General features: G+C 69.6%; 34 protein-coding genes. 17 read left to right on the top strand and 17 right to left on the bottom strand.

Annotated features, from left to right (window positions below; all coding sequences use genetic code 11):
- Window positions 1-53: 53 nt before the first annotated feature.
- From D0Z08_RS04170 to D0Z08_RS04155, 4 genes are all read right to left on the bottom strand, one after another.
- Window positions 54-965: a ferredoxin family protein gene (locus tag D0Z08_RS04170; protein ID WP_118922968.1), complete on the bottom strand. Its 912-nt coding sequence runs from the start codon at window positions 963-965 to the stop codon at window positions 54-56.
- A gap of 4 nt (window positions 966-969) precedes the next feature.
- The gene (locus D0Z08_RS04165) at window positions 970-2097 is read right to left on the bottom strand and encodes a cupin domain-containing protein (RefSeq protein WP_118922967.1); all 1128 of its coding nucleotides are present in this window, start codon (window positions 2095-2097) and stop codon (window positions 970-972) included.
- A complete protein-coding gene (locus D0Z08_RS04160; protein WP_118922965.1) occupies window positions 2098-2298 on the bottom strand; it encodes a hypothetical protein in 201 nt (66 codons plus the stop codon).
- 123 nt (window positions 2299-2421) lie between these two features.
- The gene (locus D0Z08_RS04155; RefSeq protein WP_118922963.1) at window positions 2422-2982 is read right to left on the bottom strand and encodes a TetR/AcrR family transcriptional regulator; all 561 of its coding nucleotides are present in this window, start codon (window positions 2980-2982) and stop codon (window positions 2422-2424) included.
- 87 nt (window positions 2983-3069) lie between these two features.
- Here D0Z08_RS04155 and D0Z08_RS04150 point away from each other — a divergent pair, with 87 nt between their 5' ends.
- On the top strand, window positions 3070-3396 hold the full coding sequence (locus D0Z08_RS04150; protein ID WP_245993622.1) for a DMT family transporter: 327 nt from the start codon (window positions 3070-3072) through the stop codon (window positions 3394-3396).
- Window positions 3397-3468: 72 nt separating this feature from the next.
- On the opposite strand, the gene D0Z08_RS04145 is transcribed toward D0Z08_RS04150, so the two are convergent.
- Window positions 3469-3807, bottom strand: coding sequence for a YtxH domain-containing protein (locus D0Z08_RS04145; RefSeq protein ID WP_118922961.1), 339 nt, complete (start codon window positions 3805-3807; stop codon window positions 3469-3471).
- A gap of 67 nt (window positions 3808-3874) precedes the next feature.
- The gene (locus tag D0Z08_RS04140) at window positions 3875-4615 is read right to left on the bottom strand and encodes a helical backbone metal receptor (protein ID WP_118922959.1); all 741 of its coding nucleotides are present in this window, start codon (window positions 4613-4615) and stop codon (window positions 3875-3877) included.
- 146 nt (window positions 4616-4761) lie between these two features.
- Here D0Z08_RS04140 and D0Z08_RS04135 point away from each other — a divergent pair, with 146 nt between their 5' ends.
- From D0Z08_RS04135 to D0Z08_RS04120, 5 genes are all read left to right on the top strand, one after another.
- Window positions 4762-4980, top strand: a complete 219-nt coding sequence (locus tag D0Z08_RS04135; RefSeq protein ID WP_118922957.1) for a hypothetical protein — start codon at window positions 4762-4764, stop codon at window positions 4978-4980.
- The gene (locus tag D0Z08_RS31910; RefSeq protein WP_182481148.1) at window positions 4977-5114 is read left to right on the top strand and encodes a hypothetical protein; all 138 of its coding nucleotides are present in this window, start codon (window positions 4977-4979) and stop codon (window positions 5112-5114) included. Before D0Z08_RS04135 ends, D0Z08_RS31910 begins: the two co-directional genes overlap by 4 nt.
- Window positions 5115-5124: 10 nt before the next feature.
- Window positions 5125-5946 carry an SGNH/GDSL hydrolase family protein gene (locus D0Z08_RS04130; protein ID WP_118922955.1) on the top strand — a complete coding sequence of 274 codons (822 nt, stop codon included), beginning with the start codon at window positions 5125-5127 and terminating at the stop codon, window positions 5944-5946.
- Between the two features lie 197 nt (window positions 5947-6143).
- A complete protein-coding gene (locus tag D0Z08_RS04125; RefSeq protein WP_182481147.1) occupies window positions 6144-7550 on the top strand; it encodes a glycoside hydrolase domain-containing protein in 1407 nt (468 codons plus the stop codon).
- 41 nt (window positions 7551-7591) lie between these two features.
- Complete coding sequence (locus D0Z08_RS04120; protein WP_118922951.1) at window positions 7592-9046, top strand: protein adenylyltransferase SelO; 1455 nt, start codon at window positions 7592-7594, stop codon at window positions 9044-9046.
- 29 nt (window positions 9047-9075) lie between these two features.
- Here D0Z08_RS04120 and D0Z08_RS04115 read toward each other — a convergent pair whose 3' ends face one another.
- From D0Z08_RS04115 to D0Z08_RS04090, 6 genes are all read right to left on the bottom strand, one after another.
- On the bottom strand, window positions 9076-9930 hold the full coding sequence (locus D0Z08_RS04115) for an alpha/beta fold hydrolase (protein ID WP_118922949.1): 855 nt from the start codon (window positions 9928-9930) through the stop codon (window positions 9076-9078).
- Window positions 9927-10340, bottom strand: a complete 414-nt coding sequence (locus D0Z08_RS04110) for a DUF4345 domain-containing protein (protein ID WP_118922947.1) — start codon at window positions 10338-10340, stop codon at window positions 9927-9929. The genes D0Z08_RS04115 and D0Z08_RS04110 overlap by 4 nt, the downstream gene beginning before the upstream one ends.
- Window positions 10337-11173 (bottom strand): alpha/beta fold hydrolase, encoded by an 837-nt coding sequence (locus D0Z08_RS04105; RefSeq protein WP_118922945.1) that lies wholly within the window; start codon window positions 11171-11173, stop codon window positions 10337-10339. Before D0Z08_RS04105 ends, D0Z08_RS04110 begins: the two co-directional genes overlap by 4 nt.
- 1 nt (window position 11174) lies before the next feature.
- Entirely contained in the window at window positions 11175-12050 is an 876-nt protein-coding gene (locus D0Z08_RS04100; RefSeq protein ID WP_220454031.1) for an SDR family NAD(P)-dependent oxidoreductase, read from the bottom strand.
- Window positions 12047-13294: an NADH:flavin oxidoreductase/NADH oxidase family protein gene (locus tag D0Z08_RS04095; protein WP_118922943.1), complete on the bottom strand. Its 1248-nt coding sequence runs from the start codon at window positions 13292-13294 to the stop codon at window positions 12047-12049. The genes D0Z08_RS04100 and D0Z08_RS04095 overlap by 4 nt, the downstream gene beginning before the upstream one ends.
- Before the next feature lie 95 nt (window positions 13295-13389).
- Window positions 13390-13962 carry a TetR/AcrR family transcriptional regulator gene (locus tag D0Z08_RS04090; RefSeq protein WP_118922941.1) on the bottom strand — a complete coding sequence of 191 codons (573 nt, stop codon included), beginning with the start codon at window positions 13960-13962 and terminating at the stop codon, window positions 13390-13392.
- A 104-nt stretch (window positions 13963-14066) separates the two neighbouring features.
- Here D0Z08_RS04090 and D0Z08_RS04085 point away from each other — a divergent pair, with 104 nt between their 5' ends.
- The 5 genes from D0Z08_RS04085 to D0Z08_RS04070 all read left to right on the top strand — a co-directional run bounded on the left by D0Z08_RS04085 (window position 14067) and on the right by D0Z08_RS04070 (window position 17114).
- Window positions 14067-14780, top strand: a complete 714-nt coding sequence (locus D0Z08_RS04085) for an SDR family oxidoreductase (protein ID WP_118923482.1) — start codon at window positions 14067-14069, stop codon at window positions 14778-14780.
- A gap of 223 nt (window positions 14781-15003) precedes the next feature.
- Window positions 15004-15222 carry a hypothetical protein gene (locus D0Z08_RS04080; RefSeq protein ID WP_147381310.1) on the top strand — a complete coding sequence of 73 codons (219 nt, stop codon included), beginning with the start codon at window positions 15004-15006 and terminating at the stop codon, window positions 15220-15222.
- A complete protein-coding gene (locus tag D0Z08_RS31905) occupies window positions 15219-15356 on the top strand; it encodes a hypothetical protein (protein WP_182481146.1) in 138 nt (45 codons plus the stop codon). Before D0Z08_RS04080 ends, D0Z08_RS31905 begins: the two co-directional genes overlap by 4 nt.
- A 39-nt stretch (window positions 15357-15395) precedes the next feature.
- A complete protein-coding gene (locus tag D0Z08_RS04075) occupies window positions 15396-15656 on the top strand; it encodes a hypothetical protein (RefSeq protein WP_118922937.1) in 261 nt (86 codons plus the stop codon).
- Window positions 15657-15932: 276 nt separating this feature from the next.
- The gene (locus D0Z08_RS04070) at window positions 15933-17114 is read left to right on the top strand and encodes a tyrosine-type recombinase/integrase (RefSeq protein WP_182481145.1); all 1182 of its coding nucleotides are present in this window, start codon (window positions 15933-15935) and stop codon (window positions 17112-17114) included.
- Window positions 17115-17119: 5 nt separating this feature from the next.
- Here the strand turns inward: D0Z08_RS04070 and D0Z08_RS04065 are convergent, their stop codons facing one another.
- Window positions 17120-18334, bottom strand: a complete 1215-nt coding sequence (locus D0Z08_RS04065) for a M15 family metallopeptidase (RefSeq protein WP_182481144.1) — start codon at window positions 18332-18334, stop codon at window positions 17120-17122.
- Between the two features lie 271 nt (window positions 18335-18605).
- Here D0Z08_RS04065 and D0Z08_RS31900 point away from each other — a divergent pair, with 271 nt between their 5' ends.
- The 6 genes from D0Z08_RS31900 to D0Z08_RS31895 all read left to right on the top strand — a co-directional run bounded on the left by D0Z08_RS31900 (window position 18606) and on the right by D0Z08_RS31895 (window position 21929).
- Window positions 18606-18743, top strand: coding sequence for a hypothetical protein (locus D0Z08_RS31900; RefSeq protein ID WP_182481143.1), 138 nt, complete (start codon window positions 18606-18608; stop codon window positions 18741-18743).
- A gap of 561 nt (window positions 18744-19304) precedes the next feature.
- Entirely contained in the window at window positions 19305-20081 is a 777-nt protein-coding gene (locus D0Z08_RS04055) for a hypothetical protein (protein WP_220454030.1), read from the top strand.
- Window positions 20082-20152: 71 nt separating this feature from the next.
- Window positions 20153-20701: a cytochrome c oxidase subunit 3 gene (locus D0Z08_RS04050; protein ID WP_220454029.1), complete on the top strand. Its 549-nt coding sequence runs from the start codon at window positions 20153-20155 to the stop codon at window positions 20699-20701.
- A 5-nt stretch (window positions 20702-20706) separates the two neighbouring features.
- A complete protein-coding gene (locus tag D0Z08_RS04045) occupies window positions 20707-21021 on the top strand; it encodes a cytochrome C oxidase subunit IV family protein (RefSeq protein ID WP_118922929.1) in 315 nt (104 codons plus the stop codon).
- A 45-nt stretch (window positions 21022-21066) separates the two neighbouring features.
- Complete coding sequence (locus D0Z08_RS04040) at window positions 21067-21642, top strand: TetR/AcrR family transcriptional regulator (RefSeq protein WP_182481142.1); 576 nt, start codon at window positions 21067-21069, stop codon at window positions 21640-21642.
- Window positions 21643-21770: 128 nt separating this feature from the next.
- Window positions 21771-21929 carry a hypothetical protein gene (locus D0Z08_RS31895; protein WP_182481141.1) on the top strand — a complete coding sequence of 53 codons (159 nt, stop codon included), beginning with the start codon at window positions 21771-21773 and terminating at the stop codon, window positions 21927-21929.
- Between the two features lie 20 nt (window positions 21930-21949).
- Here the strand turns inward: D0Z08_RS31895 and D0Z08_RS04035 are convergent, their stop codons facing one another.
- The 4 genes from D0Z08_RS04035 to D0Z08_RS04020 are packed head-to-tail and all read right to left on the bottom strand — an operon-like array spanning window position 21950 to window position 25319.
- Window positions 21950-23125, bottom strand: a complete 1176-nt coding sequence (locus D0Z08_RS04035) for an acyl-CoA dehydrogenase family protein (RefSeq protein ID WP_245993620.1) — start codon at window positions 23123-23125, stop codon at window positions 21950-21952.
- Window positions 23126-23130: 5 nt separating this feature from the next.
- Window positions 23131-23808, bottom strand: coding sequence for a hypothetical protein (locus D0Z08_RS04030; protein ID WP_220454028.1), 678 nt, complete (start codon window positions 23806-23808; stop codon window positions 23131-23133).
- A gap of 46 nt (window positions 23809-23854) precedes the next feature.
- Entirely contained in the window at window positions 23855-24586 is a 732-nt protein-coding gene (locus D0Z08_RS04025; protein WP_118922924.1) for a hypothetical protein, read from the bottom strand.
- On the bottom strand, window positions 24579-25319 hold the full coding sequence (locus D0Z08_RS04020) for a hypothetical protein (RefSeq protein ID WP_118922922.1): 741 nt from the start codon (window positions 25317-25319) through the stop codon (window positions 24579-24581). The genes D0Z08_RS04025 and D0Z08_RS04020 overlap by 8 nt, the downstream gene beginning before the upstream one ends.
- Window positions 25320-25367: the final 48 nt, after the last annotated feature.

Raw genomic sequence — 25367 nt, 5'->3', positions numbered from 1 at the left:
GCCCCATCAGACCGCGTTCGCAGGACGAACTCATCGCCGACGGGCCGCGCCTCTCACGAGGTCCGCTCGACCGCCAGCAGCTCGTGCCGCGGGATCGGGTTGTCCCGGTGGGCCTTGCAGGTGAGCCGCGTCGCGGTCTCCGGGTCGAGCAGCGTCCGGACGCGCACCACGTAGGTCGCGCCGGCCACCGCGAAGGTGGCCGTGGTGACGTCACCGTCGACCGCGCGCCGGACCAGCGCGACGTCGACGACCCGGGTGGCGCCGACCCGGCGCCGCAGGTGGAGCTCGGCGGCCTGGACCGCCATCGGGTACGACGACCGGCCGCGCAGGTGGTCGAGGTCGAGCTCACCGGCGAGGTGCGCGCCCGCGACGCCGATCGCCCGCTGCGGGTCCAGCCGCCCGTAGTAGAGGCCCTCCGGCAGCACGACCAGGTTCCCGGCGAACCGGTCGCCGCCGATGTGGGAGACCTCCCAGGTCTGCTCCGGGTGCGCGTCGTCGAGCGCCATCGCGACCGGTCGACCGAACTCCGCGCAGCAGGCGTCGTGCCGGCCGTTGGTGCAGACGCAGAAGAGGGACCCTTCGTACGGCGCCAGCCCGGCCGAGCCGCCCTCGCGGAATGCCGTGAGGTCGAGGTCGAGCACCTCGCGGAGGTCGGCGACGGTGCCGTGCTCGACGCGCGGGCGGCGGGGATGGGCGTCCGCCACGAAGATGTTCAGCTGCTCGGGATCGCGCTTGGCCCGGGCCCGGCGTACCAGCAGGATCTTGGCGCGATAGGTCCGCGCCTGCTGCTTGAGCGCCGCCCCGAGGCCGTCCGGGAGGCGCGCGTCCAGGAGCGCGTCGTTGCCCCAGGGACCGGAGTGCTCGAGCAGCACCCAGGTACGGACGTGGGTGGCGGTGCCGGACAGGGGTTCGTCGCGCAGCGAACTGGCGGCAGCGCACGAGAAGCGCGTCGCAGGGGTGACCACCTGGTCAGGACACCGCCTCGAGCAGGCCCTCGCGGACCAGCCGCCGGCAGAGCACGGTGCGGCTCTGGGCGTCGAGGTGGTCGGCGAGGTCGCCGACCGAGAACGACCCGCGGGCGCGGATCTCCTCCAGGGCGGGCCGGGTCCAGCCGGGAACCGTCAGCGACCGGTCGCCGAGCAGCACCTCGACCCGATCCCCGGCATCGAGCAGCACGCACGGGTGACCGGGGCGCCGGCGGAGCCGGGTGCCGTCGTCGATGCCCGCCCGCAGGGCGAGCACGTCGGTGATCCCGCCCGGGAGCCGGGAGGGCCGTGAGGTGAGGAAGCGACGGATCTCGGTCTCGACAGCCGCACCGGCGTCGATGCGTCGTACCTCCTCGGCGAGCGCCTCCAGGCGCTCGGCCAGCGGCGCGCTCAACAGGGCCGGGTCGTCGAGGTAGCCCGCGGGGAGGTGCTCGGCCGGGACGTCCGCGACCGCCTTCGCCACCGTGCGCTCGACCAGCCCGCGCCAGGTGAGCTGGTTGACCCCGAGGGTCACGTGGAGCGAGACCGTCTCCTGCGCTCGTGCGGCATGCGGAGTCCCGGTCGGCAGGTACATCGAGAGCCCGGGCTCGAGCAGTACCTCCCCCGGCCCGTCCTCGCCGTGGACCTCCCACTGCTTCGAGCCGGCCGTCTGGAACACGAAGACGTCGTGGGAGTCGGAGTGCACAGCGAAGCCCTGCGACCCGGGCGGGGTCAGGTAGGCGTTCACCTGGCAGGGGTGCCCGAGCTCGAGCTCGAGCTCCGCGACCAGGGCCGTGAGCGGCGGCCAGTCGCGGTGCAGGCCCTGGAATACCACGGTCGCGCCGTCGTCGAACAGCGCGAGCGCCTTCCGGGCGTCGACGAGGCCGGAGAGCGGCTTGCCCGACAGGGTGGCGCCGCGGGTGTACGCCGACTCCGGCAGCACCGCGCCGTCCTTGGCCAGCCGGATCGACGGCGTACGGATCGCGGACGACGTCAGCAACCGGTCGGCGTCCTGGAGCGAGAGGAGGCCGATCAGCTCGTCGGGATCGGCCCGGTGGAGGTGGACCCGTGACGCCCAGACCTTCGCCAGGAAGGTCTGGGCGTCACCGGTCAGCAGCGCGAGAGCGGACACTCAGGAGGCGTCGCCATCGGTGCTGTCGGTCGCATCGCCGTCGGTGGCGTCGCTGTCGGTGCCGTCGCTGTCGGTGCCGTCGGTCGTGTCGGTGGCGTCACCGTCGGTGCCGTCGGCGTCGCCGAGGCCGGGCTCCGAGCCACCTGCCGGGCTCGTGGTCATGTCGTCGTCGCTGAGGGGCTCTTCAGGCGTCTCGGTCATGCGTCCTCCTGGGTTGGTCGGGCAGTGCGGGCAGCCTGCCGATGTGCAGTGCCACCCCCAAGGCTGGATTCAACACGCACAGTGCCCCGTTCCGGAATGGTCAGACGGTCCGGAAGGCACCGTTCAACCCGTGATCGCGACGACAGCGTTCGCGAGGTCCCGGACCGTACGGCGCAGCGCTGCCGGTCCGGGTTCGACGGCGAGGTCCAGCATGAGGCCCATGAAGGTGGCGTCTAGGAGCACAGCGGCGCGCCGCGCCCGGCCGCGGGTCGCACCCGCGTCGACCAGGTAGTCGACGAGCGCGCCGACCCAGAGCTGGTTGGACTCCCGGACCACGGACAGATAGGGCTCCCGGCCGAGCAGACCGAGCGCGGCAGCCTGCACGTAGAGGCGCTGGCAGCGTTCGAGCTGCCCGGTCGTGCACGCGTCCCACAGGTCCGAGACAGCGCGTCGTACGTCGGCGGCACGTGGCAGCGCCCGGATCTCGGCGATCGCGCGGTCGTTGGAGATCCGCAGCACCGCCGCCACGAGGTCGTCCTTGTCCTTGAAGTGGTAGAGGAGCATCCGGTCGCTCGTGCCGACGGCGGCGGCGAGCGGTCGGAGGCTCAGGCCGATGAGCCCGTGCTCCAGCGCGTAGTCCGTGGCCGCATCGCCCAATGCCTCACGCCGCGTGCTCGTCTCCACAGCTGCTGCCCCTCTCCGCCTTTGGCTCCGAGTGTAGCGGGTGCTACATTGGCGATGTGTAGCGACCGCTACAGAGGAGTGGGAATCATGATGTTCGCCTGGATGCTGCTGTTGGCCGCGATCGGTGTGGAGGTGGCCGCCACGTCCGCGCTGCCGCGCACCCAGGGATTTCGCGAGCCAGGGTGGACGGCGGCTGTGATCGCCGGCTACGCCGCGTCGATCTGGCTGCTGGCGCTGGTGATCGAGCACCTCCCGGTCTCCGTCACCTATGCCATCTGGTCCGGCCTCGGCACGGCCGGTATCGCGGTGATCGGCGTCCTGTTCCTGGGCGACCGGCTCGGCCCGACGCAGGCGGCTGCTCTGTTCCTGATCATCGCGGGCGTCGTACTGCTCAACCTGACGGGCGCGCACTGAGCAGGTCCGCACGGACGCTGGCGTCGGGCCCGTGCGGGCGCCCTGGAGGTACCTATCGGGTACCGATCTTCGTCAATCGGCCCGATGAGCCTTTGCCGGGTTCTCGACGAACCCGGCGGGCGTGCCTCCGTCGTCTCCCTCGGCGCCATTGCCGCCATCGCCGCCATCGCCGGAGCCGACCTTGTCGCTCACCTTGTGCACCGCGGTCGACGCGGTCTCGGCGATCTTGTGCTGGACCTCAGGGGCCTTCTGCGCCGCGAACTCCTGTGCGTGCGAGACGGTCTCCTGCACCTTCGGGCTGTTCCAGACGCCCTGGGCGCGCGACCTGATCTGCTCATAACGCTGACGGCCGGCCCGGGCTCCGAGCACGTACCCGACACCCATACCGGCCAGGAATGACATCTTCGACATCTGAATCCCTCCTTCGGACCACCGGTGCCCGGAGTGGGCGGGGTCAAACAGGGTCGGACGCCAGGCGTCAACGCATCGCCTCGAACGCCTCCACCATGGCGGGCCCGTACCAGGTCAGTAGTCGTCCCGACAACAGTCGGGTGGGGGTTCGTTCGAAGGCCTCGGGCCCGTCGTCATCGGTGAAGACGTAGGGCTCGTCGGGCAGCAGCACCAGGTCCAGGTCCCCGCGGTCGAGGTCGGCGAGCTCCACCTTCGGATAGCGCTCGCCGCTGCCGGCGAACGCGTTCTCCCAGCCGAGCCGACGCATCAGGTCCCCGGCGTAGGTGCGCGCCCCGACGACCATCCAGGGATCGCGCCAGACCGCGACCGCAACCCGCGCGCTCACGTCGGGCACGGGGCCACTCCAGAGGTCCCGCGCCTGTGCCAGCCAGTCCGGGCGCGGCCAGCCGAGCGCAGCGTCGTACAGGCGTTCGAGCGAGTCGAGGGCCTGCGGCACCGTCTCGATGTCGGTCACCCAGACGGGGACGCCGGCCTCCCGGAGCCGCCGTACGTCGAGCTCGCGGTTCTCCTCCTTGTTGGCGATGACCAGGTCCGGCTCCAGCGCCCGGACGGCGCGGAGGTCCGGGTTCTTGGTGCCGCGCACCCGGGTCACGTCCAGGTCCGCAGGGTGCGTGCACCAGTCGGTCGCGCCGACCAACGCGGCTCGCCGGTCGGTCGCGAGCGCCTCGGTGATCGACGGCACGAGCGACACCACCCGGGTCGCGGTGGGCGGGCCGTCGTACGGCGTGCCGAGATCGTCTGCCCTCACCCCACCGACGGTAGCGAGGCACCCGGCGCAGGACGAGCACGGTGCCTTAGACGGCGATCTACGTAGTGATCTAGGTAGATCTCCGCTCGTGCCCGGGTCGCCTTAGGCGTGCACTGGATACATCAGCACCCACCTGCGAGGTAGCCATGAACAACCCAACGACCGCGAACGGGACGAGCTCCGCCCTTCGCGCCATCCTGTTGAAGCTCGCCAAGCAACAGGACGACCGCGCCGCCCAGGAGGCGGCCACGGTCCCCTACTGGACGCCCTGTCCGCCCTCCGTGCTGGGCCACCGTGCCGCGGCAGAGGCGCTGCGGGCCCAGGCTGACGAGTACCTCACGGCCGTGATCGGGGTGGCGTCGTGAACTGGCACACGGACACCGTCACCGCCGACGCCCTCGAGCGCCTCCTCGCCATCATCCGCGCCTCGGCCGGCACGATCATCCGCTGCACGCCCGACCACGGCCAGGTCCAGGTGACCTGGACGGCACAGTCCTAGGTCGAGCGTCGTGAGCCAGCCGGAGTGGCAGGAGCGTCCGTACGGCGGGACGCCAGCCCTCCCGACTGCCGACTACGTCCGCTTCGCCGTCCTCGGTGACTCCGCCTCGTGCGGCGTCGGCGACCCGACCTCGCACGGGTGGCGGGGCTGGGCCCGGATCCTCTCCGACGCGATCGCCGTCGACCACCACGTCTCGCTCTGCAACCTCGCGGTGCCCGGCGCCGTCGTCGCCGACGTACGTCGCAAGCACCTCGACGACGCCGTCGCCCACCGTCCGGTCGTGGCTTCCCTGGTCGTCGGCCTCAACGATGTCCTGCGGTCCGGCTGGGACCCGGAGCAGATCCGCGAGGACCTGCTGCACTGCGCCGGCGCCCTGGCCCGGCATGGGGCGCTCGTCGTCACCGTGCGCTTCCACGACCACACCCGCGTCCTCGGCATCCCCGGCCCGCTGGCCCGGCCGCTGCGGCGGCGCATCCAGACCCTCAACGACATCTACGACGAGGTGCACGAGCAGTACGGCGCCCTGCGCCTCGACCTCGCCGCGGACCCGGCCATCTACTCCCGCGACCTGTGGTCCTTCGACCGGCTGCACCCCTCCGAGCTTGGCCACCGCTGGCTGGCGCGGCGGGTCGCCGACCTGCTGACTGCCGAGGGGCTGCTCTTCCCCGCCCCGTCCCTGACCTGCACGAGCGCACCGCTGAGCCGCCGCGAGCAGGTCCGCACCCTCGCCATCGACGTCGCTCCCTGGCTGGGCCGGCGGATCCGCGACCTCGCGCCCCGGGCTGCCCGCGAAGCCGTGCACCGCACCCGCGGCCGGCTGCGCCTCGGCTGAGTCCGGCTCTTACGGTGCCCAGTTTTCATTGCGGTTCGTTGCTCCGCGGGGTGACACTCTTCGGAGTGTTGACGCGACCCGGGGGCGGCGGCAGACACCGCGTACGGGGGAGCCGCCCGGGGGGTCTGCCGATGCGGCGCGCCCTCGGACCCTGGCGTACAGTGCGCGCGTTCGTGCCGCCTCTTGATTGTCCGCCCATGCACCTCAACGGTCGCCCCACGCTGCAGACCGCCGCCCGCGCCCTCGCGCCCCTCGTCCTGTTCCTGGTCGCCATCGGGGTGGTCGGGCAGTGGCCGACCGGCGCGCCGCCGGACGCGGGGGCTGCGAGCCCCCGCGCGCTGACCGGGCACGACGACGGTCAGCGCCGCAAGCAGGTCGCCCCCGTGCCGCCGGCGCCGGCCGGATCGAAGTGGACCGGGCACGCTTTCGACGCCTGCCGCGCGCCCAGCCAGCGGGTGATGAACCGCTGGCGCACCGCCTCGCCCTTCACCGGCGTCGGGATCTACCTCGGCGGCATCCACCGGGCCTGCGAGCAGCGCCACCTCACCCCGCGCTGGGTGACGCGGCAGCTCCGCACGGGATGGAAGCTCCTGCCGATCTGGGTGGGCCCCCAGGCCTCGTGCACGGGCTTCGACCACCGCATCGTCTCGCGGCCCGGGCCGCGTGACCGGTACGACGCCGCCCGGGCCGACGGCGCCCGCCAGGCCCGTCGGGCGGCGGCGACCGCCCGGTCCCTCCGCCTGCCGCGCGGCGAGCTGATCTTCTACGACCTCGAGGGATTCGACACCGACAGTCAGCGCTGCCGCTGGTCCTCGCTCTCCTTCCTCGAGGCGTGGACCAACCAGCTTCACCGCAGCGGCTACCGGTCCGGCGTGTACTCCCACGTCAACTCCGGCATCGCGCTGCTGAGCCGGACGCGTGCGACGTACTCACGTCCCGACGCCGTCTGGTACGCCTGGATCGACCGGGTCGGCGGGATACCGAGGGAGTACGTCGCCGACCCTCGCTTCATGCGCACCAGCCGCGTCCATCAGTACGCGCTCGACACCAGGGTCGAGTTCGGCGGCGTCGAGATGGACATCGACTGGAACTTCGTCTCCCTGGGCGCCACCAGCCGGCCCTCGCGCCCGACGAGCTGCGAGGCGCTGGCGGGGCGCGTGCCACCGCGACAGGTGCGCGCGGGCGAGCGTGGGCCCGTGGTCAGGGCGATCCAGTGCCTGACGTCGGCCGGGGTTCTGCACCCCGCCAAGGTGAGCGGACAGTACGACGCCACCACCGTCCGTGCGGTGCGCCGCTTCCAAGCCCGTCAGGGTCTCCGTCCGACGGGCGCTGTGGACCGCTCCACGTGGACCTCGCTGCTCGCGCGCGGCCACCACCCGGTGCTGCGCAAGGGATCCGGCGGCGAATCGGTCGCACGGCTGCAGCGAAGCCTCAACGCCGCGGTGAGAGCCCGGCCCCTCCATGTCGACGGCTCGTTCGGTCAGGCCACGAGCCGCGTCGTTGCGCGCTACCGGAAGCACCTGGGGCTCAAGGGCAAGAACATCGTCACAGCACGGGTCTGGACCGCGCTGGCACGCGGCAAGGTGCTGCCGGGGCGTCGGTAGACGCCGAAGCGGGACGCCACCGGCCTCCGTAGGCTCGAGACATGACGGCTCCCACGAGCACCGCCGCCTTCCAGGCTCGGTTCGCCACCGACCTGCCGGAGCTTGCTTTGCCGTGGCAGGCCGCAGCTGTCCCGGCGCCTCGGCTCGTGGTCCTCAACGAGCCGCTCGCCGCCGACCTCGGTCTCGACGCGGAGTGGCTGCGGACCGAGGAGGGCGTCGGCCTGCTCACCGGGACCCGCCTCCCGGAGGGAACCATCCCCGTTGCCCAGGCCTACGCGGGCCACCAGTTCGGCGGGTTCACCCGGCTGGGCGACGGCCGCGCGCTCCTGCTGGGCGAGCTGACCGACAGGGAAGGCCGGAGCCGCGACGTCCACCTCAAGGGATCCGGACCCACCCCGTTCGGGCGCGGAGGCGACGGACTGGCGGCGATCGGCCCGATGCTGCGCGAGTACGTCGTCAGCGAGGCGATGCACGCCCTCGGCATCCCGACGACCCGGTCGCTGGCGGTGGTCGCCACCGGGCGCGACGTCCGCCGGGTGACCGTGCTGCCCGGCGCGGTCCTGGCCCGGGTGGCCAGCAGCCACCTGCGGGTCGGGACCTTCCAGCTCGTCCAGGCGACCGGCGACGTCGACCTCCTGCGACGGCTGGCCGACCACGCGATCGAGCGGCACCACCCAGCAGCGGCGTCATCCGACCACCGGTATCTCGCGTTGTACCGGGCCGTCATCTCCGCGCAGGCCGCCTTGGTCGCCCGGTGGATGCTGGTCGGGTTCGTGCACGGGGTCATGAACACCGACAACATGACCATCTCCGGGGAGACGATCGACTACGGTCCGTGCGCGTACCTCGAGGCATTCGACCCCGCCACGGTCTTCAGCTCGATCGATCACGGCGGCCGCTACGCCTACGCCAACCAGCCGGTGGTCGCGGAGTGGAACCTCGCCCGCTTCGGCGAAGCACTCCTTCCCCTGCTCGACGACGACCAGGAGAAGGCCGTCGCACTGGCGACCGAGAGCCTTGGTGCGTTCCGCACGGAGTACGCCGAGGCGTGGTCGGCCGGGATGCGCGCCAAGCTCGGGCTTTCGGCAGGCGAGGACACGGCCGCTGACCAGCTGGTGGCGAAGCTGCTCGGACTGCTTCACCAGAGCCACGTCGACTACACCTCCTTCTGGCGGCACCTGTCGACCGCCGCTCGGGGTGACGTCGAGCCGGTGCGCGGCCTCTTCCTCGACCTGTCGGCAGTCGACGACTGGCTCGAGCGGTGGCGAGCGCTCGACCCCGACCCCGACGCGATGGACAGGGTCAACCCGCTCTACATCCCTCGTAACCACCTCGTGGAGGAAGCGCTCATCGCCGCAACGAACGATGACTTCGCGCCCCTCCACGCCTTGCTCCAGGCGGTGCGACAGCCGTTCCACGCCAGGCCGGGACTGGAGCGCTACGCCGACCCGGCGCCCGAGGACTTCGGCCGCTACCAGACCTTCTGCGGCACCTGAGATCCCGGCGACGCCCTGGGCTGGGACAGTCAATCGGCGAGGAACGCGGCGGCGACCGGAGCGAATTGCTCGTGGTACTGGAAGATCCCGCCATGGCCGGAGTTGGGGTAGATGATCAGCTCGCTGCCCTTGATGCGGCTGTGCAGGTCCTCGGAGAGGACCGAGGGCACCATGCGGTCGTGGTCGCCGTTGGCGATCAGGGTCGGCTGGGTGAATGTCGACAGGTCCGAGGGGGCGGAGCGGCCGTACTTCTGGATCGCCTTCAGCTGGGTCCGGAAAGCCTTGATGCCGATCGGCTGGTCGCGGTCGACCGTGCGCTCCCCGAGTCGCTTGACGAACGCCTTCGCGGCGGACTTGCCAACGGCGTTGCGGTCGAAGAACAGGAACTCCTTCGGGTCTGACCGGGTCAGGGTGGCCCGGAGGATGTCCCAGTACGTCACGCCGACGACCTTGTCGATGTCCTTGCCGCCACGCGGGCCGGTCCCCGTCAGGACGAGCTTGCGGACCAGGTCAGGATGCTTGACGATCAGGTCCTGGGCGATCATGCCGCCCATCGAGAACGAGAAGACGTCGATCTTCTCGAACCCGAGCGCCGCGATGAACTCGTAGGCGTGATCGGCCGCTTCTTCGATCGTGTCCGGAACCTTCCCGGTCGAGGCCCCGACGCCGCGCTGGTCGAAGGCGATGACGTGCCGGTTCCTTGCGATGGGGTCGACGATGCGGGGGTCCCAGTTGTCCAGGGTCGCGGCGAGGTGAACGAAGAAGACGACCGGGATGCCGCCCTTCGGACCCAGCTCCCGGTAGGCATAGGTCACGCCCCCGGCATGGACGGTGCGGGCCGGGGCCTGGGCGTACGAGGTGATGACGTGGTCGCTGGTGCTCATGACAGCTCTCCAATGGCCGGTGCGGTCGAGCGGACGTGGATGCGCCGCCGCCAGATGACCAACAGCGGTGGGGCGGCGAGCTCGAGCACGACCGCACCCACGGTGACCGGGTGCGGCCGTCCTCGTTGCTGCCAGGACCTGAGGCGGGCAAGCCCGCCGACGAAGAGACTGGCGAGCACGGAGGTCACGGCAGCCGATCGCTCGACCCGTCCGAGCTGGGACCAGACCACGGGCCCCACCGCGAGCTTGAAGACGTTCGCGTAGCGCAGGGCGCTGTCGACCGTGGGGGGCACGTTCGGCGACCCACCCGGCACGCCCTGCGGTCCGAGCACGATCTCGCGGCTTGCGCTGGCGACCGGTATGGCCGCCAGGACGGCGAGGGTCCACTGCAGGCGTCGTCGGTTGCTCATCGGTCGGCCAGGAAGGCGAGGACCTCGGGCACGAACTCTCGGTGGTACTGGAAGACGCCACCGTGGCCTGAGTTGGGGTAGACGACCAGCTTGGCGTCGGGGAAACGACGGGCCATGTCGGCGGAGTGCTCGCTGGCGACCATCAGGTCGTGGTCACCGTTGGCGACCAGGACGGGCACCTTGACGACGGACAGGTCGTCGGGGGCGTGCAGGCCACCGGCGGTGATGGCTCGCAGCTGGGCAAGGGTCGCCTGCCGGGAGATCGGCCGGCTGCGGTCTGCCGTGCGCTCGGCAAGGCGGGCGAAGTACTCCCCCGCTGCCTTCCTTCCCTCGGCGTCGCGGGGGAAGAACAGGAAGTGGCGCGGGTCCTTGCGGGTCGCGAAGGCCTTGGCATAGGCACCGCCCACGATGAACGGCATCTTCCAGATGCCGCCGCCGCCCCGGGGGCCGGTGCCGGCGAGCACCATCCGCCGGACCAGGTCGGGCGCCTGCAGTGCGACCATCTGTGCGACGGCCCCGCCCAGCGAGAAGCCGAACAGGTCGACCTCGGAGTACCCCAACGCCCGGATGAAGGCGATCGCGTCGGCGCCCATCTGCTCGATGTCGTGGGGGACGCGGGAGCCGGTCGAACCGACGCCGCGGTTGTCGAAGGCGATCACGTGGTGGCGCGCGGCGATGCCGTCGACGATCCGCGGGTCCCAGTCGTCGAGGACGGCCGTGAAGTGATGGAGGAAGACCACCGGTATGCCGGAGGTGTCTCCGAGCTGCCGGTAGGCGAAGGACGTTCCGTCGATCATGACCGTCTTGGTCGGGGTGTCGCGCCAGGTCGTCATGTCAGCTTCTCTCGTTGAGGATGCGGGGAGTGGGTGTCGGGCGTGCGTCAAGGCGGGCAAGGACGTCGAGGATCCGGCGGTCGGTGGCGAATCGGGCGTCCAGGCTCGGGCCGAGGAGTCCGCGCAAGGCCGAGACGGGGCGCCAGAGGCCGGGGTGGACGACGCGGACGGATCGGCGTTCGATGCCGTCGGCAAGCGCGGTTGCAGCGGACGCCGGAGTGACCCGTTTGAGCATGGGCTTGGGCAGGGTCGAGAGCAGCTCCAGTACGACGTCGTCCTCGTCGACGCCGTGCTTGGTCATGTCGGTGTCGACGAGGGAGAAGTAGGCGGTGAGCACCGAGACCTGGTGGTCGGCCAGCTCGACTCGAAGCCCGCGACCGAGCTGCTCGACTGCCGCCTTGCTCATCGCGTACGGGATCGTGCCCATTCCGTTGAGGAAGGCGAAGACCGAGCTGATCAGCACGACCTGGCCCTGGTTGCGGATCACCTCGGCCATTCCGGCGGCGACCGTGTTCACGACGCCCGTGACGTTGACTGCCAGCGTGGCCTCGACGTCGGCGGTGGGTGTGTTCCGCAGGGTTGCCGCCTTGGCCAACAGGCCGGCGTTGGCCATCACGACATCGAGGCGGCCGAAGCGGTCCACCGCCTGCGCCACGACCTCGTCCAGCGAGGACCGGTCCCGGACGTCGGCGACGCAGCCCAGCACCCGGTCGCCACCGAGGGCAGCCGAGCGCTCCGGTGTCGAGGCGTCGATGTCGGCGATCACCAGGCGCGCGCCGCGGCTGAGCAGCTCGCGCCCGGTGGCGCCTCCGATGCCGCCGTTCCCGCCGGTGATCAGCACGACCTTGTCGGTGAGGTCGTACGACGCGCGGGTCACGCGAGGCCCCGCTTCGGGCGGAAGGAGACCCGGCCGTTGCGACGCACCATCGCCAGGGCGGTCACCAGCGGGCCTCGGCCCAGGTCAGGCTCCAGGCCGCGCGCGAGCCGGTGCAGCTGGTCGACGTTCCAGCTGATGTTCAAGAAGCCGTCGAGCGCCTTCAGGTCGGTGAGGCGGCCGAGGAACCGGCGCATGCCGGCCTGGATCTCGTGGGTCTCCAGCGTTGCCGCGCGGCCGTCGAGGAGGCTCGCCGCAGCGTCGGTGGCGGTGACCGTCGGCCGGGCGATGCCCACCAGGTCGCAGTCGCCCACGCTGAGCGCTTCTTCCATCGCCGCTCGGTTGCGGAACCCACCCGTCACCGCGATCGGAACGGCGCCCGCCTCGCGACGGACGGAGCGCGCGTAGTCCAGGAAGTAGGCCTCCCGTGCCCTGGTGGCGGGCGCTGCGGACCCGCCCATCGCCGGGGACTCGTAGTTGCCGCCGGAGACCTCGATCAGGTCGACGGCCTCGCCGGCCAGCGCGGCCACCACGGCTCGCGAGTCCTCCTCGGTGAAGCCTCCGCGCTGGAAGTCGGCCGAGTTCAGCTTGACGGCGACGGCGAAGCCCGGGCTCACCCGCTGCCGGACCCGCCGGACGACCTCGATGAGGAACCGCATCCGTCGTTCAGCGGTGCCGCCCCATTCGTCGGTCCGCAAGTTCGTCAGCGGCGAGAGGAACTGGGTGACCAGGTAGCCGTGGGCCGCATGCAGCTCGACGCCGTCGAAGCCTGCCTCCTCGCAGACCGCGGCCGCGGTCGCGAATCGGTCGATGATGTCCTCGATCTCCGTCGCAGTCAGCTCGCGCGGCGTCGCGGCACCCGGCATGGCAAGGGGCACCGGGCTGGGAGCGACCGGCTTGTGCCCGAGGGCGAGGAGGTTCGACTGACGGCCGGGGTGGTTGAGCTGGGCGAAGATCGCCGCACCGCCGTCGTGGGCTGCCTTGGTCCATTCGGTGAGCCGGGCGAGCGCCCGGCCGTCCTCGATGACGATGTTGCCGGGCTCTCCCAGGTGGTCGCGGTCGACCATGATGTTGCCGGTGATGAGGAGGCCGTAGCCGCCCTGTGCCCACCTGCGATACAGCGTGACGATCCGCTCGTCGGGTGAGTTGTCGGCGTCGCCCAACGCCTCGCTGAGTGCTGCCTTCGCGATGCGGTTGGGCAGCCGCACGCCGCACGGGAGATCAAGCGGTTCGCTGAGGGACGACATTGGTGCTCCTGTGCTGGGTGGGTTGCATTACGTCCGTAATCTTATGATCGTACTCCAATCTGCGCAAGCCCCCGGGCGATGGCGTCGCCCGGGGGTCAGCGCAGGAAGGCGGCGGCGTTGTCGACGCCGCGCTCCAGGACCTCTAGAGAGAGGTCCTGGTCAGTGAGCGCCCGGGCAAGCTGGAGCGACCCGACCAGCAGCGTGAACAGCCCGATGGCCCGGCCGCGGGCCGCTGTCGGATTGCGCGGCGACAGTCGGGCAGCGATCTCGTGGATGATCACTCCGGCCCCATCGGCGTAACCCTGCCGGGTCACATCCGTGCAGCGCACGATCTCGTCGAGAAGGGCCGCCGACGGGCAGCCGACTGCAGGGTTGTCCCGATGTTCGGCGGACAGGTAGTCGCGGATGAAGTGCTCGAGCCCCGCCTTGCCGGCGGGCAGGGCCGCGATGGTTTCGGCCTGCGCCCGCAGCTGCTCGGCGACCACGGTGGCCACCAGGTCGTCCTTCGACTCGAAGTGGGCGTAGAACGCACCGTTCGTCAGGCCGGCATCGGCCATCAGGGTGGCGACACCAGAGCCGTCGACGCCGCTCTGCTTGAAGCGACGGCTGGCCGACTCGACGATGCGTTGACGCGTCGCTTCCTTGTGTTCCTTGCCGTAGCGCGCCATGTCGCCCCTCCCGCACTCGTCGTCCGACGGGACGAGCCTAGTCGATTACCTGCCGTCTGTAATATTACGCCCGTCAGACAAACCTTTCGAAAGAAGTGGCCCTCATGCCCTCACTCCACCAAGCCGTCGTCCTCGTCACCGGAGCCAACGGCGGCATCGGCACCGGGTTCGTCCACGACGCCCTGGCGCGGGGGGCCACCAAGGTCTACGCCACGGCTCGCACTCCGCGCACCTGGGACGACGAACGGATCGTGCCGCTGACCCTGGACGTCAACGACCCTGCGTCGATCGCGGCGGCCGTCGCCGCGGCGCATGACGTCACGGTCCTGATCAACAACGCCGGTGCCCTGCCGGCGGGCGCCAGCATCCTCGGCCTCTCGGAGGCCGAGCTGCGCGACGGCATGGAGACGAACTTCTTCGGGCCGGTCCTGATGACCAAGGCGTTCGCACCCGTGCTGACGGCGCACCCTTCCTCGGTCATCGTCGACGTCCACTCGGTGGCGAGCTGGTATGCCTTCGGCGGCGTCTACAGCGCTTCCAAGGCAGCGCTCTGGTCAGCCACGAACTCGATCCGTCTTGAGCTGGCCCCGAGGGGCGTCCACGTGGTCGGGGTCCACATGGGGTACGTCGACACGGCGATGGCCGAGCACGCGGAGGGCCCGAAGATGGCTCCGTCCCACCTTGTCCGGGCCGTGTACGACGCCGTCGAGGCCGATCGCTACGAGGTCATCGCCGACGAGCTCACCGCCGGGGTGAAGGCGGCGCTGAGCCTGCCGGTCGAGGCGCTCTATCCGCAGTTGCAGGCCGCCGTCGGCTGATCTGGCGGCACCACCTCACCATCAGAAGGGAGTGCCCCTCAGGAAGCCGTGCGCCGCCGCTACCTCACCCGTCGCGACGGCATCGACCTCGTACGCCGGGCGCGCCGCAGCTCCCTACGTAGAGGGCCCGTACCTACGTAGCGAAGTAGGTAGATCTCCGCTCGTGGACGCGATGGTCCGGGCGTTCACTGGATACCTGAAGCAGCCCACTTGCGAGGTAGCCATGAACACCACACCAGCGGCCCACACGGCGAGCACCACCGTTCGCGGCATCCTGTTGAAGCTCGCCAAGCAGCAGGACGACCTCGCCGCGCAGGAAGCGGCCGCAGTCCCCTACTGGACGCCCTGCCCGCCGTCCGTCCTCGGGCGTCGTGCCGCCGCAGAAGTCCTGCGTGCCCAGGCAGACGAGTACCTCCCCGCACTGATCGGCGTGGCGTCATGAACTGGCACACCGAGACCGTGCCCGTCGACGCCCTCGATCGACTCCTGGCATCCATCAGGGCGGCGGCCGGGACGATCACCAGCTGCAAGCCCACCGAGGATCGCGTCCAGGTCACCTGGACCGCGCTGTTCTAGCTAGCCCCACCGAGCTCGACCACCGGAAGGCGTATCGGCATGAGCACCAACACCAGGCAAGCGCTCCCCGAGAACGAGAGGTTCCTGCGGGACGCCTTCGGCTCGCCCCTGCGCGACGGGGCCTGCGTCCTCGACGCGGATCGCCAGGTCGGCTACGTCCGCCTCGAGTTCGGCACCCCCCGCGGCCCGGACTCGTTGTACTGGGACGGCTGGTTCAGCGTGACGAAGACGCGCAGCGGCCACCCGCTCAGCGGCAAGGTGATGCGCGGCAGCATGGTCGACCTGATCGGGCGGGCGTGACCGAGTACTAGCTGGCTGTCGGGTGCCGGGCGAGAATGCGAACCGCCCCTGACCAGCGTTTCCGCAGGTCAGGGGCGGTCTTATCCCTGTGGCAGGTAGTGGATTCGAAGCGAATCCAGCAGAGTTATCCACAGGTGGACTCTTGTGGACAAAAGTGCCTCTGACCTGCACAAACACTGATTCATCGCGTACCGTCCTGTGGACAACTTTGGACGCGAAATGCCTGCTGGATCGCACGTGGATAGCACGCGGATCGCACGACTCGGGATGAATCACATGACTGGAAGGTCGAGGCATCGGGGCTTCGGACACATCCGGAAGCTGCCGAGCGGTCGCTACCAAGCGAGCTACGTCGGCCACGACGATGCCCGCCACACCGCCCCCGAGACCTTCACCGCGAGGATCGACGCCGAGGCGTGGTTGGCCGCCGAGCACAAACGGTCCGAGGACCCGGAGAACTGGCAGGCGCCGCGGGCGCGCATCGAGGCCGCCCGGAAGGCCGCGGAGGCCGCGCAGCTGCCGACGTACGCCGACTACGCCCAGCGCTACCTCGCCGAACGCAAGGTGAAGGGGCGGGCACTGGCGCCGTCGACGGTGGACGGCTACCGGCGGATGCTGGCCAACTACATCAACCCGACGTTCGGCGACATCCCTCTCGACGAGATCACGCCGGCCATGGTCAACCAGTGGTACGACCGACTCCCGGCCGACAAGGAGCGGACACGACGCGAGGCCTACACCCTCGCCCGGGCAGTGATGACGGTCGCCACCGGCGCCCACGGACCGCTCGTCGGCCAGGTCAACCCGTTCGCGATCCGGGGCGGCGGCTCCGGCACCTCCCCCAAGCGCGAGCAGATCGCGACGGCCAAGGAAATCGAGGTGATCCTCGACCACATCCGGCCCGAGTGGCAGGCGATGGTGCTGCTCGCGCTGTGGTGCGGGATGCGGTACGGCGAGCTGACGGAGCTGCGCAGATCGGACGTCGACCTCGACAAGCGCGTGATCAAGATCCGCCGCGCAGTGGCGCGGGCCGGGCCAGGCAAGAAGATCGTCAAAGGCCCGAAGTCGGCGTCAGGGGTCCGCGACCAGCGGATCCCCGCCCACATCGTCCCGGCGATTAGGAAGCACCTGCGTACCTATGTCACCGGCCGCGACGGGCTGCTGTTCCCCGGAGCCCACGGCCAGCACCTGCACCCAGCCCGATTCCAGGGCAAGCACACGCACCGCGGCTGGTACGGCGCCCGTAAGGCCGCCGGCCGCGACGACCTCCGGTTCCACGACCTCCGCGCGACCGGTGCGACCCTCCTTGCCCAGCAGGGAGCGAACATCGGCGAGATCCAAGCATTCCTCGGTGACAGCACGCCCACCGCTGCCCTCCGGTACGTCCGCGCCGGCCAGAGCAGGATGGATCAACTCACCGACCGCCTCTCATCTCTCGCCGAGAGGGGCGGCTGGTAGGTCGTTCAGCCCGGGGTGACGATCCGGTCGAGCTCGAAGTGCATGGGGTCGGTGTAGCTCCAGTCGCCACCCCACGCGAATCCCCACCGCTTGAAGATCGCCACGACGGTCCGGTCGATCTCACCGCGGGTGCCGCGCAGGTTGCCCGGCACGTTCAGGTCGAGGGCGAGGCCGAACGTGTGGTTGGAGAGCGTGGTGGAGCCGGCGATGAAACGCGGGTAGTAGCAGCCGGCGTACTCCCCCGGGTTGATCTCGTCGGCCAGGCCGCGCGACTGGATCTCGGCGAGCGCGGCCCTGAGCTGGGGCATGAGGTACCTGTTGCAGGTCACCCGGCCGAGGATCGGCACCGCCTCGGTGACGATGTGCGACCGCACCCACGCCGGGTCGGGGGCGACCCGGCCACCGCCGATCGGCGTATAGCTGAAGGAGCCGACAGCGTCGGCGAAGGTCCCGACGAAGCTGACGTTCTGTACGACGCCCGGCTCGATGCCGGTCGCCTCGACGATGTCGAGGGCGGTGATCGACAGGTCCGGGTCGATCGCGCGGATCCGCTCGCGAACCGCCTGGGGCGAGACCAGCCCGGTCGAGATGACGAGCGCGTTGTCGGCGGGCAGCCCGAGCTCCTCACCCCACGCCGTGTTGACGACCGCGTCGATCGTGCCGACCTGGCCGGGCGAGAAGGCACCGACGTGGATGGCGCGCCGTTGGTCTCCGGAACCGACCAGGAGGTTGTCGTCATCGTCGATCGGCAGCCGCCTGGCCGCGGTGTCGAGGACCGCGATCTCACCACCGGCGATCCGGTCCCACTGGGCCTGGAACGTCGCGCTCTTGTGGCCGGCGAACCGCCGGAACCCTGCCGGGTCGACGGCGGCCAGCCTGAATACCCGGTTCTCGAGGGTGAACTCCCCGAGGGAGAAGAGCTCCGACGCGGCCACGCCGCGCCGTCCGTCGACCTTGACGCCGAGGATCCGGTCGACAAGTTCGCCAGGCAGGGAGTCGGGCCCGACGATCAGCAGGTCGTCCCCGGCCTGGGCCTCGTCGAGCTTGCCGGGAGGGTCGACGGTCAGCCGGTCCTGCGCCGCGGGGTCCACCTCGCCGAACGCTGCGGCGTTGGTGGGATCCAGGTCGGACTGCGGGTCGCTGGAGATGCTGCAGGCGGCGCCCAGCAGGGCGAGGCCCACGACCGTCGCCAGCCGAGCGCGGCGCTGCAGATCTCCCATCGATCCAGGGTCGCGGCCGGCGTCCTCCATCGACATGGGAGAAGTACGTAGATCCGTACGTGCTTCTGCTGGTCGGCGGCGTCCTGCAGCTGGACGAGGTCGCAGCCGTGGGTCAGCCCGCGTGATCTACGTAGTGGTGTAGGTAGAACTCCGCTCGCGGCGGGCCTGCCTCAGGCGTGCACTGGATACATCAAGCACCCACCTGCGAGGTAGCCATGAACAACCCTCCGACCGACGTCACCGGCCTCACCGTCCTGATCGGCGTGGCGTCATGAACTGGCACACCGACACCGTGGCCGCCGACGCACTCGAGCGGCTCCTCGCCATCATCCGCGCCTCCGCCGGCACGATCATCCGCTGCAAGCCCGACCATGGCCAGGTCGAGGTGACCTGGACGGCACTGTCGTAGGGAAGGCAGATCGGCCATGAGCACCTCCACCACCGACACTCCGACAGCGGTCCACCCCGAGAACGAGCGGTTCCTCCGGGATGCCTTGGGCTCCCCCTGCGCGACGGGTCCTGCGTCCTCGACGCCGACTGCCAGGTCGGCTACGTCCGGCTCGAGTTCGACACCCGCCGCGGCCCGGACTCGCCGTACTGGGACGGTTGGTTCAGCGTGACGACGACGCGGAGCGCCCACCCGCTCAGCGGCAAGGTCATGCACGGCAGCATGGTCAACCTGATCGGGCGGGCGTCATGACCTGGCACACCGCGGCGCGCCCGACAGGCCGCCCGTAGGTCGAACACCCCGGCGCCGGGCCCGATCGACGGCCCCCTGCACATCGCCTTCACCCGCGCTTCATCGCGCGCACCACCACCTGGTCCAACCACGCGTTCGACCGGGCGCACTCCGATGGCGAATCTATATTTTGAGATACGACGTCGCGACAAAGTATGTACAAGTGTCGTTGACCGTTGTAGCGTGACGGACACGCCTTCGCGTCCCGCGATCCCCACCCTGGAGACACCGATGACCAACAAGACGAGCCTGTTCTCCGAGCGCAGTCAGCGCGCGATCCTCTGGTGGGGGATCGGCATGGCCGTGGTCTACGGCATCGTCCTGATCTTCCTGTTCGAGATGGTGCCGCCGCCGAGCGCCGAGTGGTCGGCGGCACAGGTCGCGGACTTCTACCAGGAGAAGAGCACCCAGATCCGCTGGGGCGCCGTCATCTGCGGATGGACCGGCGCGTTCATGATGCCGATCCTGGCGGTGGTGGCGATCCAGATGGCGCGGGTCGAGACCGGTGGAGCCAAGATCTGGAGCGCTCTCTCCCTCGTCAGCGGCGCCATGATGTCGATCTTCCTCGTGCTGCCTCCCATCTTCTGGGGCGCCGCGGCCTACACGGCGGACCGCGACGAGGAGATCACGGCGATGGTGCACCAGATCGCGATGCTCAACCTGGTGACCTCCGACCAGTACTACATCTTCATGTGGATCGGCGTGACCGTCATCGCGCTCCGCCCGGCGACGCAGCTGGTCAAGCACAACCCGTTCCCCCGCTGGTGGGGCTACCTGTCGCTGTGGATCACGGTGATGTTCGAGGCCGGGGCGTTCGCCTTCGTCCCGAAGAGCGGCCCTCTGTCCTGGAACGGTCTGCTGGTGTTCTGGTCTCCGCTCACGCTGTTCAGCGTGTGGATCACGATCCAGAGCTGGCTCATCTTCCGCGCGCTGCGTGGACAGGAGGCGGCGAAGCTCGCCGCCGCCGCGGACGACGCCACCCTCGCGAACGCGGGCGCACTGCTGTGACTGCGGACGTCGAGGTCGAAACGAGCAGCGGGCCCGCCGTACTGACGGAGCGGGAGCGACGGCCTCGCCGCGTGCCCGGCGAAGAGGGCACCTGGATCTTCATCTTCGGCGACATGTGCGTGTTCGCCGTCCTCTTCTGCGTCTTCCTCGAAGCGCGGATGTCCGATGCGACTGGCTTCGCCAGCGATCAGGCCCAGCTCAACCAGAACTTCGGGGCCATCAACACGGTCCTGCTGCTCGTGAGCTCGTTCTTCGTCGTCCTGGCCATGCGGGCCGTCCACTCGCCGGCGCTCCGTGCCCGCGCACCGCGCCTCCTCGTGGGCGCGTGGCTGTGCGGCGCCGCCTTCCTGGTGGTCAAGGTCGTGGAGTACGCCGAGAAGGTCGACCACGGCATCACGCCGCAGACGAGCGACTTCTACATGTACTACTTCGTGCTGACCGGTCTGCACGCGTTCCATCTGATCCTCGGCCTAGTGGCCCTCACGGTGCTCGTCAACCTCGCGAAGAAGCCGGAGATGTCGAAGGGGCAGTTCGCCTTCTTCGAAGGCGGAGCGTGCTTCTGGCACATGGTCGACCTGCTGTGGCTCGTGCTCTTTCCCCTCGTGTTCCTGGCCCGGTGAGGACGATGACGACGATCAACCCCGATGCCGCCACCGACGCTCGTACGCCGGCAGACCTCCTCCGGTCGTCGGCCACGGCAGTGTGGCTCTTCCTCGTCGCGGCGACCGTGGTGTCCTGGGCCCTCGGCACCGACCACGGATTCCTGGACGACACCACGGCGGCCAGCGTCACTGTGCTGGTCGTGGCCTTCATCAAGGTGCGGTTCGTGGGCCTCTACTTCATGGAGCTCAAGGACGCCCCGCTCCCGCTGCGCGCGCTGCTCGAGGGGTGGTGCGTGGTCGTCTGCTGCCTCGTCCTCGGCTTCTTCCTCGCCGGCTGACCGGGCCGGCGTCTCCGCTCCATGAGCCCGACTAGCCTTCGCCCCATGGAGGAACCCGCCGCCGGACTGGCCCGCGCCGCACGCGAGGTGTTCGCCCGCTACGGGGTCCAGCGCGCGACCATGACCGACGTGGCCCGGGCAGCCGGCGTGGTCCGGCAGACCGTCTACAACACCGTGTCGGGACGTGACCACCTCATCGAGCTCGCGATCATCCAGTGCTGCGAGGAGCTCCAGGAACGGCTCGATGCCGCCGCCCGCAAGGACCCAGACGACGTCGACGAGGCCATGCTCGCGTTCCTCGTGCGTGCGGTCGAGGCGACCGCCGCCCACGCTGAGCTCAGCGAGCTGATGGCCGCCCTCCCACCCGAGCGGGTCCGCGAGGTGTTCGGCCACTCGCACCCGATGGAGGAGCTGATCCGGTCCAGCCTCCGCCCGATCCTCGAGCGCGCCGAACGGGCCGGCCGGCTCCGACCGGGCGCGACCGTCGACCACACCATCCGATGGCTCCAGGGCGTCCTGACCTTTGCCCTGCTCCACGAGGCATCCGATTCCGAGGCACTGCGGCGGCAGCTGCGGACCTTCGCGCTCCCGTCCGTCTTCAAGGGCGCACCGACCACCTGAGGACTGCTGGACCCTCTGCACCTTCGTGATCCAGCTCGCGATCTTCGGCGTGGTCATCCTCATGGACCGCCGCGAGAAGCCGATCTTCCCTGCGCTGGCTGGGCTACACGAACCTCTGGCTCTCCCTCATGTTCACGCCGGCGAGCTTCATCGTCTTCTTCAAGGACGGTCCGTTCGCCTGGAACGGGGTCTTCGTCTGGTGGGTCCCGGTCACGGCGTTCCTGGTGTGGTTCGTCCCCAACTTCGTGATGCTGCTCCGTGCGGTGGACGCCGACGACCTCGCCTGAAACTCACCGCCTCCATCGCATCAGTAGGAACGCGGTAGGTCCAGGCTGTGCTCGGCGACGAAGTTGAGGATCATCTCCTTGGAGACAGGCCCCATGTTGAGCATCCGGACGATCCAGAAGTACGTCGCCAGCTGGTACTCCTTGGACACCCCGTTGCCGCCATGCACCCCGATCGCGGCGTCGATCGCCTGCAGCCCCGACTCAGCGCCGAGGTACTTGGCCATGTTGGCGAGCTCGCCGACCTCGTAGCCCTGGTCGTAGAGCCGACACGCCTTGTCGGTCATCTCGACCGCAGATGTCAGGTGGATGTGCGCGGCGGCCAGCGGATGGGCGACGGCCTGGTGAGCGCCGATCGGGACGTCCCAGACCTGGCGCTCGCGCGCATAGCTCACGGCTTTGCGCAGTGCGTACCGGCCGATGCCCGTGCAGATCGAGCTGACAAGGATCCGTTCGGTGTTGAGACCGGTGAACGCCACTGCCAGTCCGCGCCCCTCCGCGCCCACGAGGTTCTCGACGGGGACCCGGACGTTGTCGAAGTGGAGCTGCCAGCTCTGCTCGGGCTGGTTCATCACCGTGTGGATGCGGGTCCGCTCCACCCCCGGCGCGTCCGCGTCGACCACGAGGACGGACAGGCGACCCCGACCGGTGCGCTCGTCCTGGCCGGTGCGGGCGACGACCATGATCTTCGAGGCGCTCTCGGCGCCGGAGATGTACACCTTCTGACCGCGCAGGACATAGCCGTCCCCGTCGCGGGTCGCTGTGGTCGAGATCTGGTGGGCGTTGGAGCCGGCGTCCGGCTCGGTGATCGCGAAGGACCAGCGCTCCTCGCCGCTGGCGATCGTCGGGAGCCAGCGCGACTTCTGCTCGTCGCTTGCGCTCCGGTCGAGGATCGTCCCGACGACGCCTGGCGAGAAGAGGATCGAGAGCCCGGGGACACCGGCCATCGCCGTCTCCTCGACCACCATCGCGATCTTCCGCAGGCCGGCACCACCGCCGCCGTACTCCTCGGGGAGATGCACACCGAGATACCCCGCCGAGCCCAGCGCCTGCCAGAGCTCCTGGGCGTTACCCCCGGTGTCGACCTGCTCCTGGAAGTAGTCCGGCCCGAACGACGAGGCAATCCCTCGCACAGCAGCACGCAGCGCGCTGTCCTCGTCCGAGTCGACCAGGGGCGTACTCACGGCAGTCACGGTCACGCGGATCACCTGACCTCCAGAGCTCGCCCCGGCTCAGAACCTTCGGCGATCTGACGGCTCAACGCAGTGTGGACGCAGTAGACCGACGCGCCGATCCAGAGGGCGAAGGTGACCAGCGGCACCCAGATGCCGAACAGGCCGTCCCACGCGAACGGACCGTCCTTGAAGAACAGGACCAGCCCGGCGGGAAGGATCATCAGCGACTCCCAGAGGGACAAATAGGCGTACCAGCGCGGAAGCACCGGGTTCGCCGACCGGTCGAGCAGGACACCGGCGCCGATGGCCACCAGCTGGACCCAGAGCGACCAGATCACCGTCATGAAAAGGATCCAGCCGAGGTCGTGGATCGCCCGGGTGACGTCGGCTGCACGGTCGTCGGCACGGAACGCGACGGCCATCCAAACCCCGATCGGGGTGATGAACTCCAGCGACAGCAGGGCGCACGACACCATCTGCGTGTCGGCCAGGGCCTTCGCGCCGTCGATCCGCTTGAGCTGGCCCGAGATCGCTGCGCCGAACGGCACGAGAAGCGCCGAGCCGGCCATCGAGATCACCAGACCGAGCTTGATGGCGACAGGGTTGTCGATGTACATGTCGGCGATCGCCTGGGCAGACGACTTCGGGTCCGAGGGCGGGAGGAACCCCGCGAGCACGACGAATGCACCCACCCACATCAGCATCATCAGGGGACCGGACCAGATCAGGACACGTTGAACACGAGCTTCCACTTCACACCGCCTCGGTGACGAGCTGGACCGCCGACGTACGTCGAGCGGCGTGGCGCAGCATCAGATGGGTCATGACGCCGAGCCAGATGACGAAGGCGACCACCGGGAGGTAGAAGCCGACAATGCCGTTCCAGGCGAACGGGCCAGCCTTGAAGAACACGGCGAGACCACCACCCGCGCCGGACACCGCGATCCAGAGGTTGAGGTAGCCGGCCCAGCGGGGCCACACCGGGTCCGGTGAACGGTCGATCAGTGCCGCGGCCGCGACGCAGCCGAGCTGGAAGACGTAGGCCGGGAACACCATGACGAAAGCGAGCCAGCCGAAGTCGGAGAGCATCCTGACGCTCTCGGCGCCCAGGTCGGCACGGAAGGTCGCGACGATCCAGAGCATGCTGCACAGCTGGAAGTACACGACGAGCAGCGTGGCTCCACCGAACTGGACGAGGGCCAGGATCGGTCGTCCTCCCTCGATGCGCGCGATGTGCACCGAGATGACGGCGAAGAAGGGGAAGAGGAAGGTGCTGAAGACGAGACTGAGCACCATGCCGGCCCGGATCCGCATCCGGTCCGCCTCGAACAAGGCCGACACCTCGTCAGCGGAGAGCGACGGGGCTGGCGGAGGGACGAACTCCGCGACGCCCACGAACGCGGCCAGGTAGAGAACGAGGAAGAGCGGGCCGCACCAGACGGCCGCCTTCTCGATCATCGGGCCCGGGAGCAGCCGATCAGACATGGACCGGATCCGCCGACTCGGCCTGGACCTGCTTCTGTCGGTTGATCGCCTGCAGCGTGGTCGCGCTCATCGCAATCATCCAGCCGAAGAAGACGGCGAACGGGATCCAGAACGCGCCGACGCCGTCGTACGCAAACGGGCCGGTGTGGAAGAAGGCGATCAGCCCGGCCGGGAAGATGAGGATCGCGCACCAGAAGTTGAGGTAGGCGACCCAACGCGGATAGATCGCCGGCACGTTGCGGTCCTTCAAGATCGCGACGCCGATGATCGCCATGAAGACGGCGAACGGCGGCCAGGTGAAGAGGAAGTCGAACCACACCCAGTCGTTCATGATCTGGATGATCTCCGGGTCGAGCGTCTCGGGACGGAAGGCGATGACCGCCCACGTCATCGGGATGAGGATGAAGAACACGTAACCGCCCCCGTTCAGGGCAAGTGAGCAGTAGCTCAGGATCGGGAAGCCGCCCTCCATCCTGCGGATCAGGACCGTGATTGCCATCGTCCACGTCGCCCAGAACGACCACGCCATGCACTGGATGAGGCTTCCGAGCCGGATCTCGTTCTTGCGCTCGATGAAGCGGTCCGCGATCTCCTGGGCCGTGAGGTCCGGCGACGGAGGTGGGATGAAGTGCATGAGCGCCCCTTGGGCGATCACCATCGCCACGATCAGCACGATTCCCGACCAGACCGCTGCCTTCATCAGGCCGGACTCGAGTTCGACGTTCTTTGCCATGACCAGCTCCGTGCTCGGGGACCCGTCGACCCGACGGATCCGGTTAAG

Origin of the sequence: Nocardioides immobilis (assembly GCF_003515065.1) — a bacterium.
Taxonomy (GTDB): domain Bacteria; phylum Actinomycetota; class Actinomycetes; order Propionibacteriales; family Nocardioidaceae; genus Nocardioides; species Nocardioides immobilis.
The sequence above is the reverse complement of the archived record's forward strand: the minus strand, read 5'-3'. Positions and strand labels throughout refer to the sequence as shown.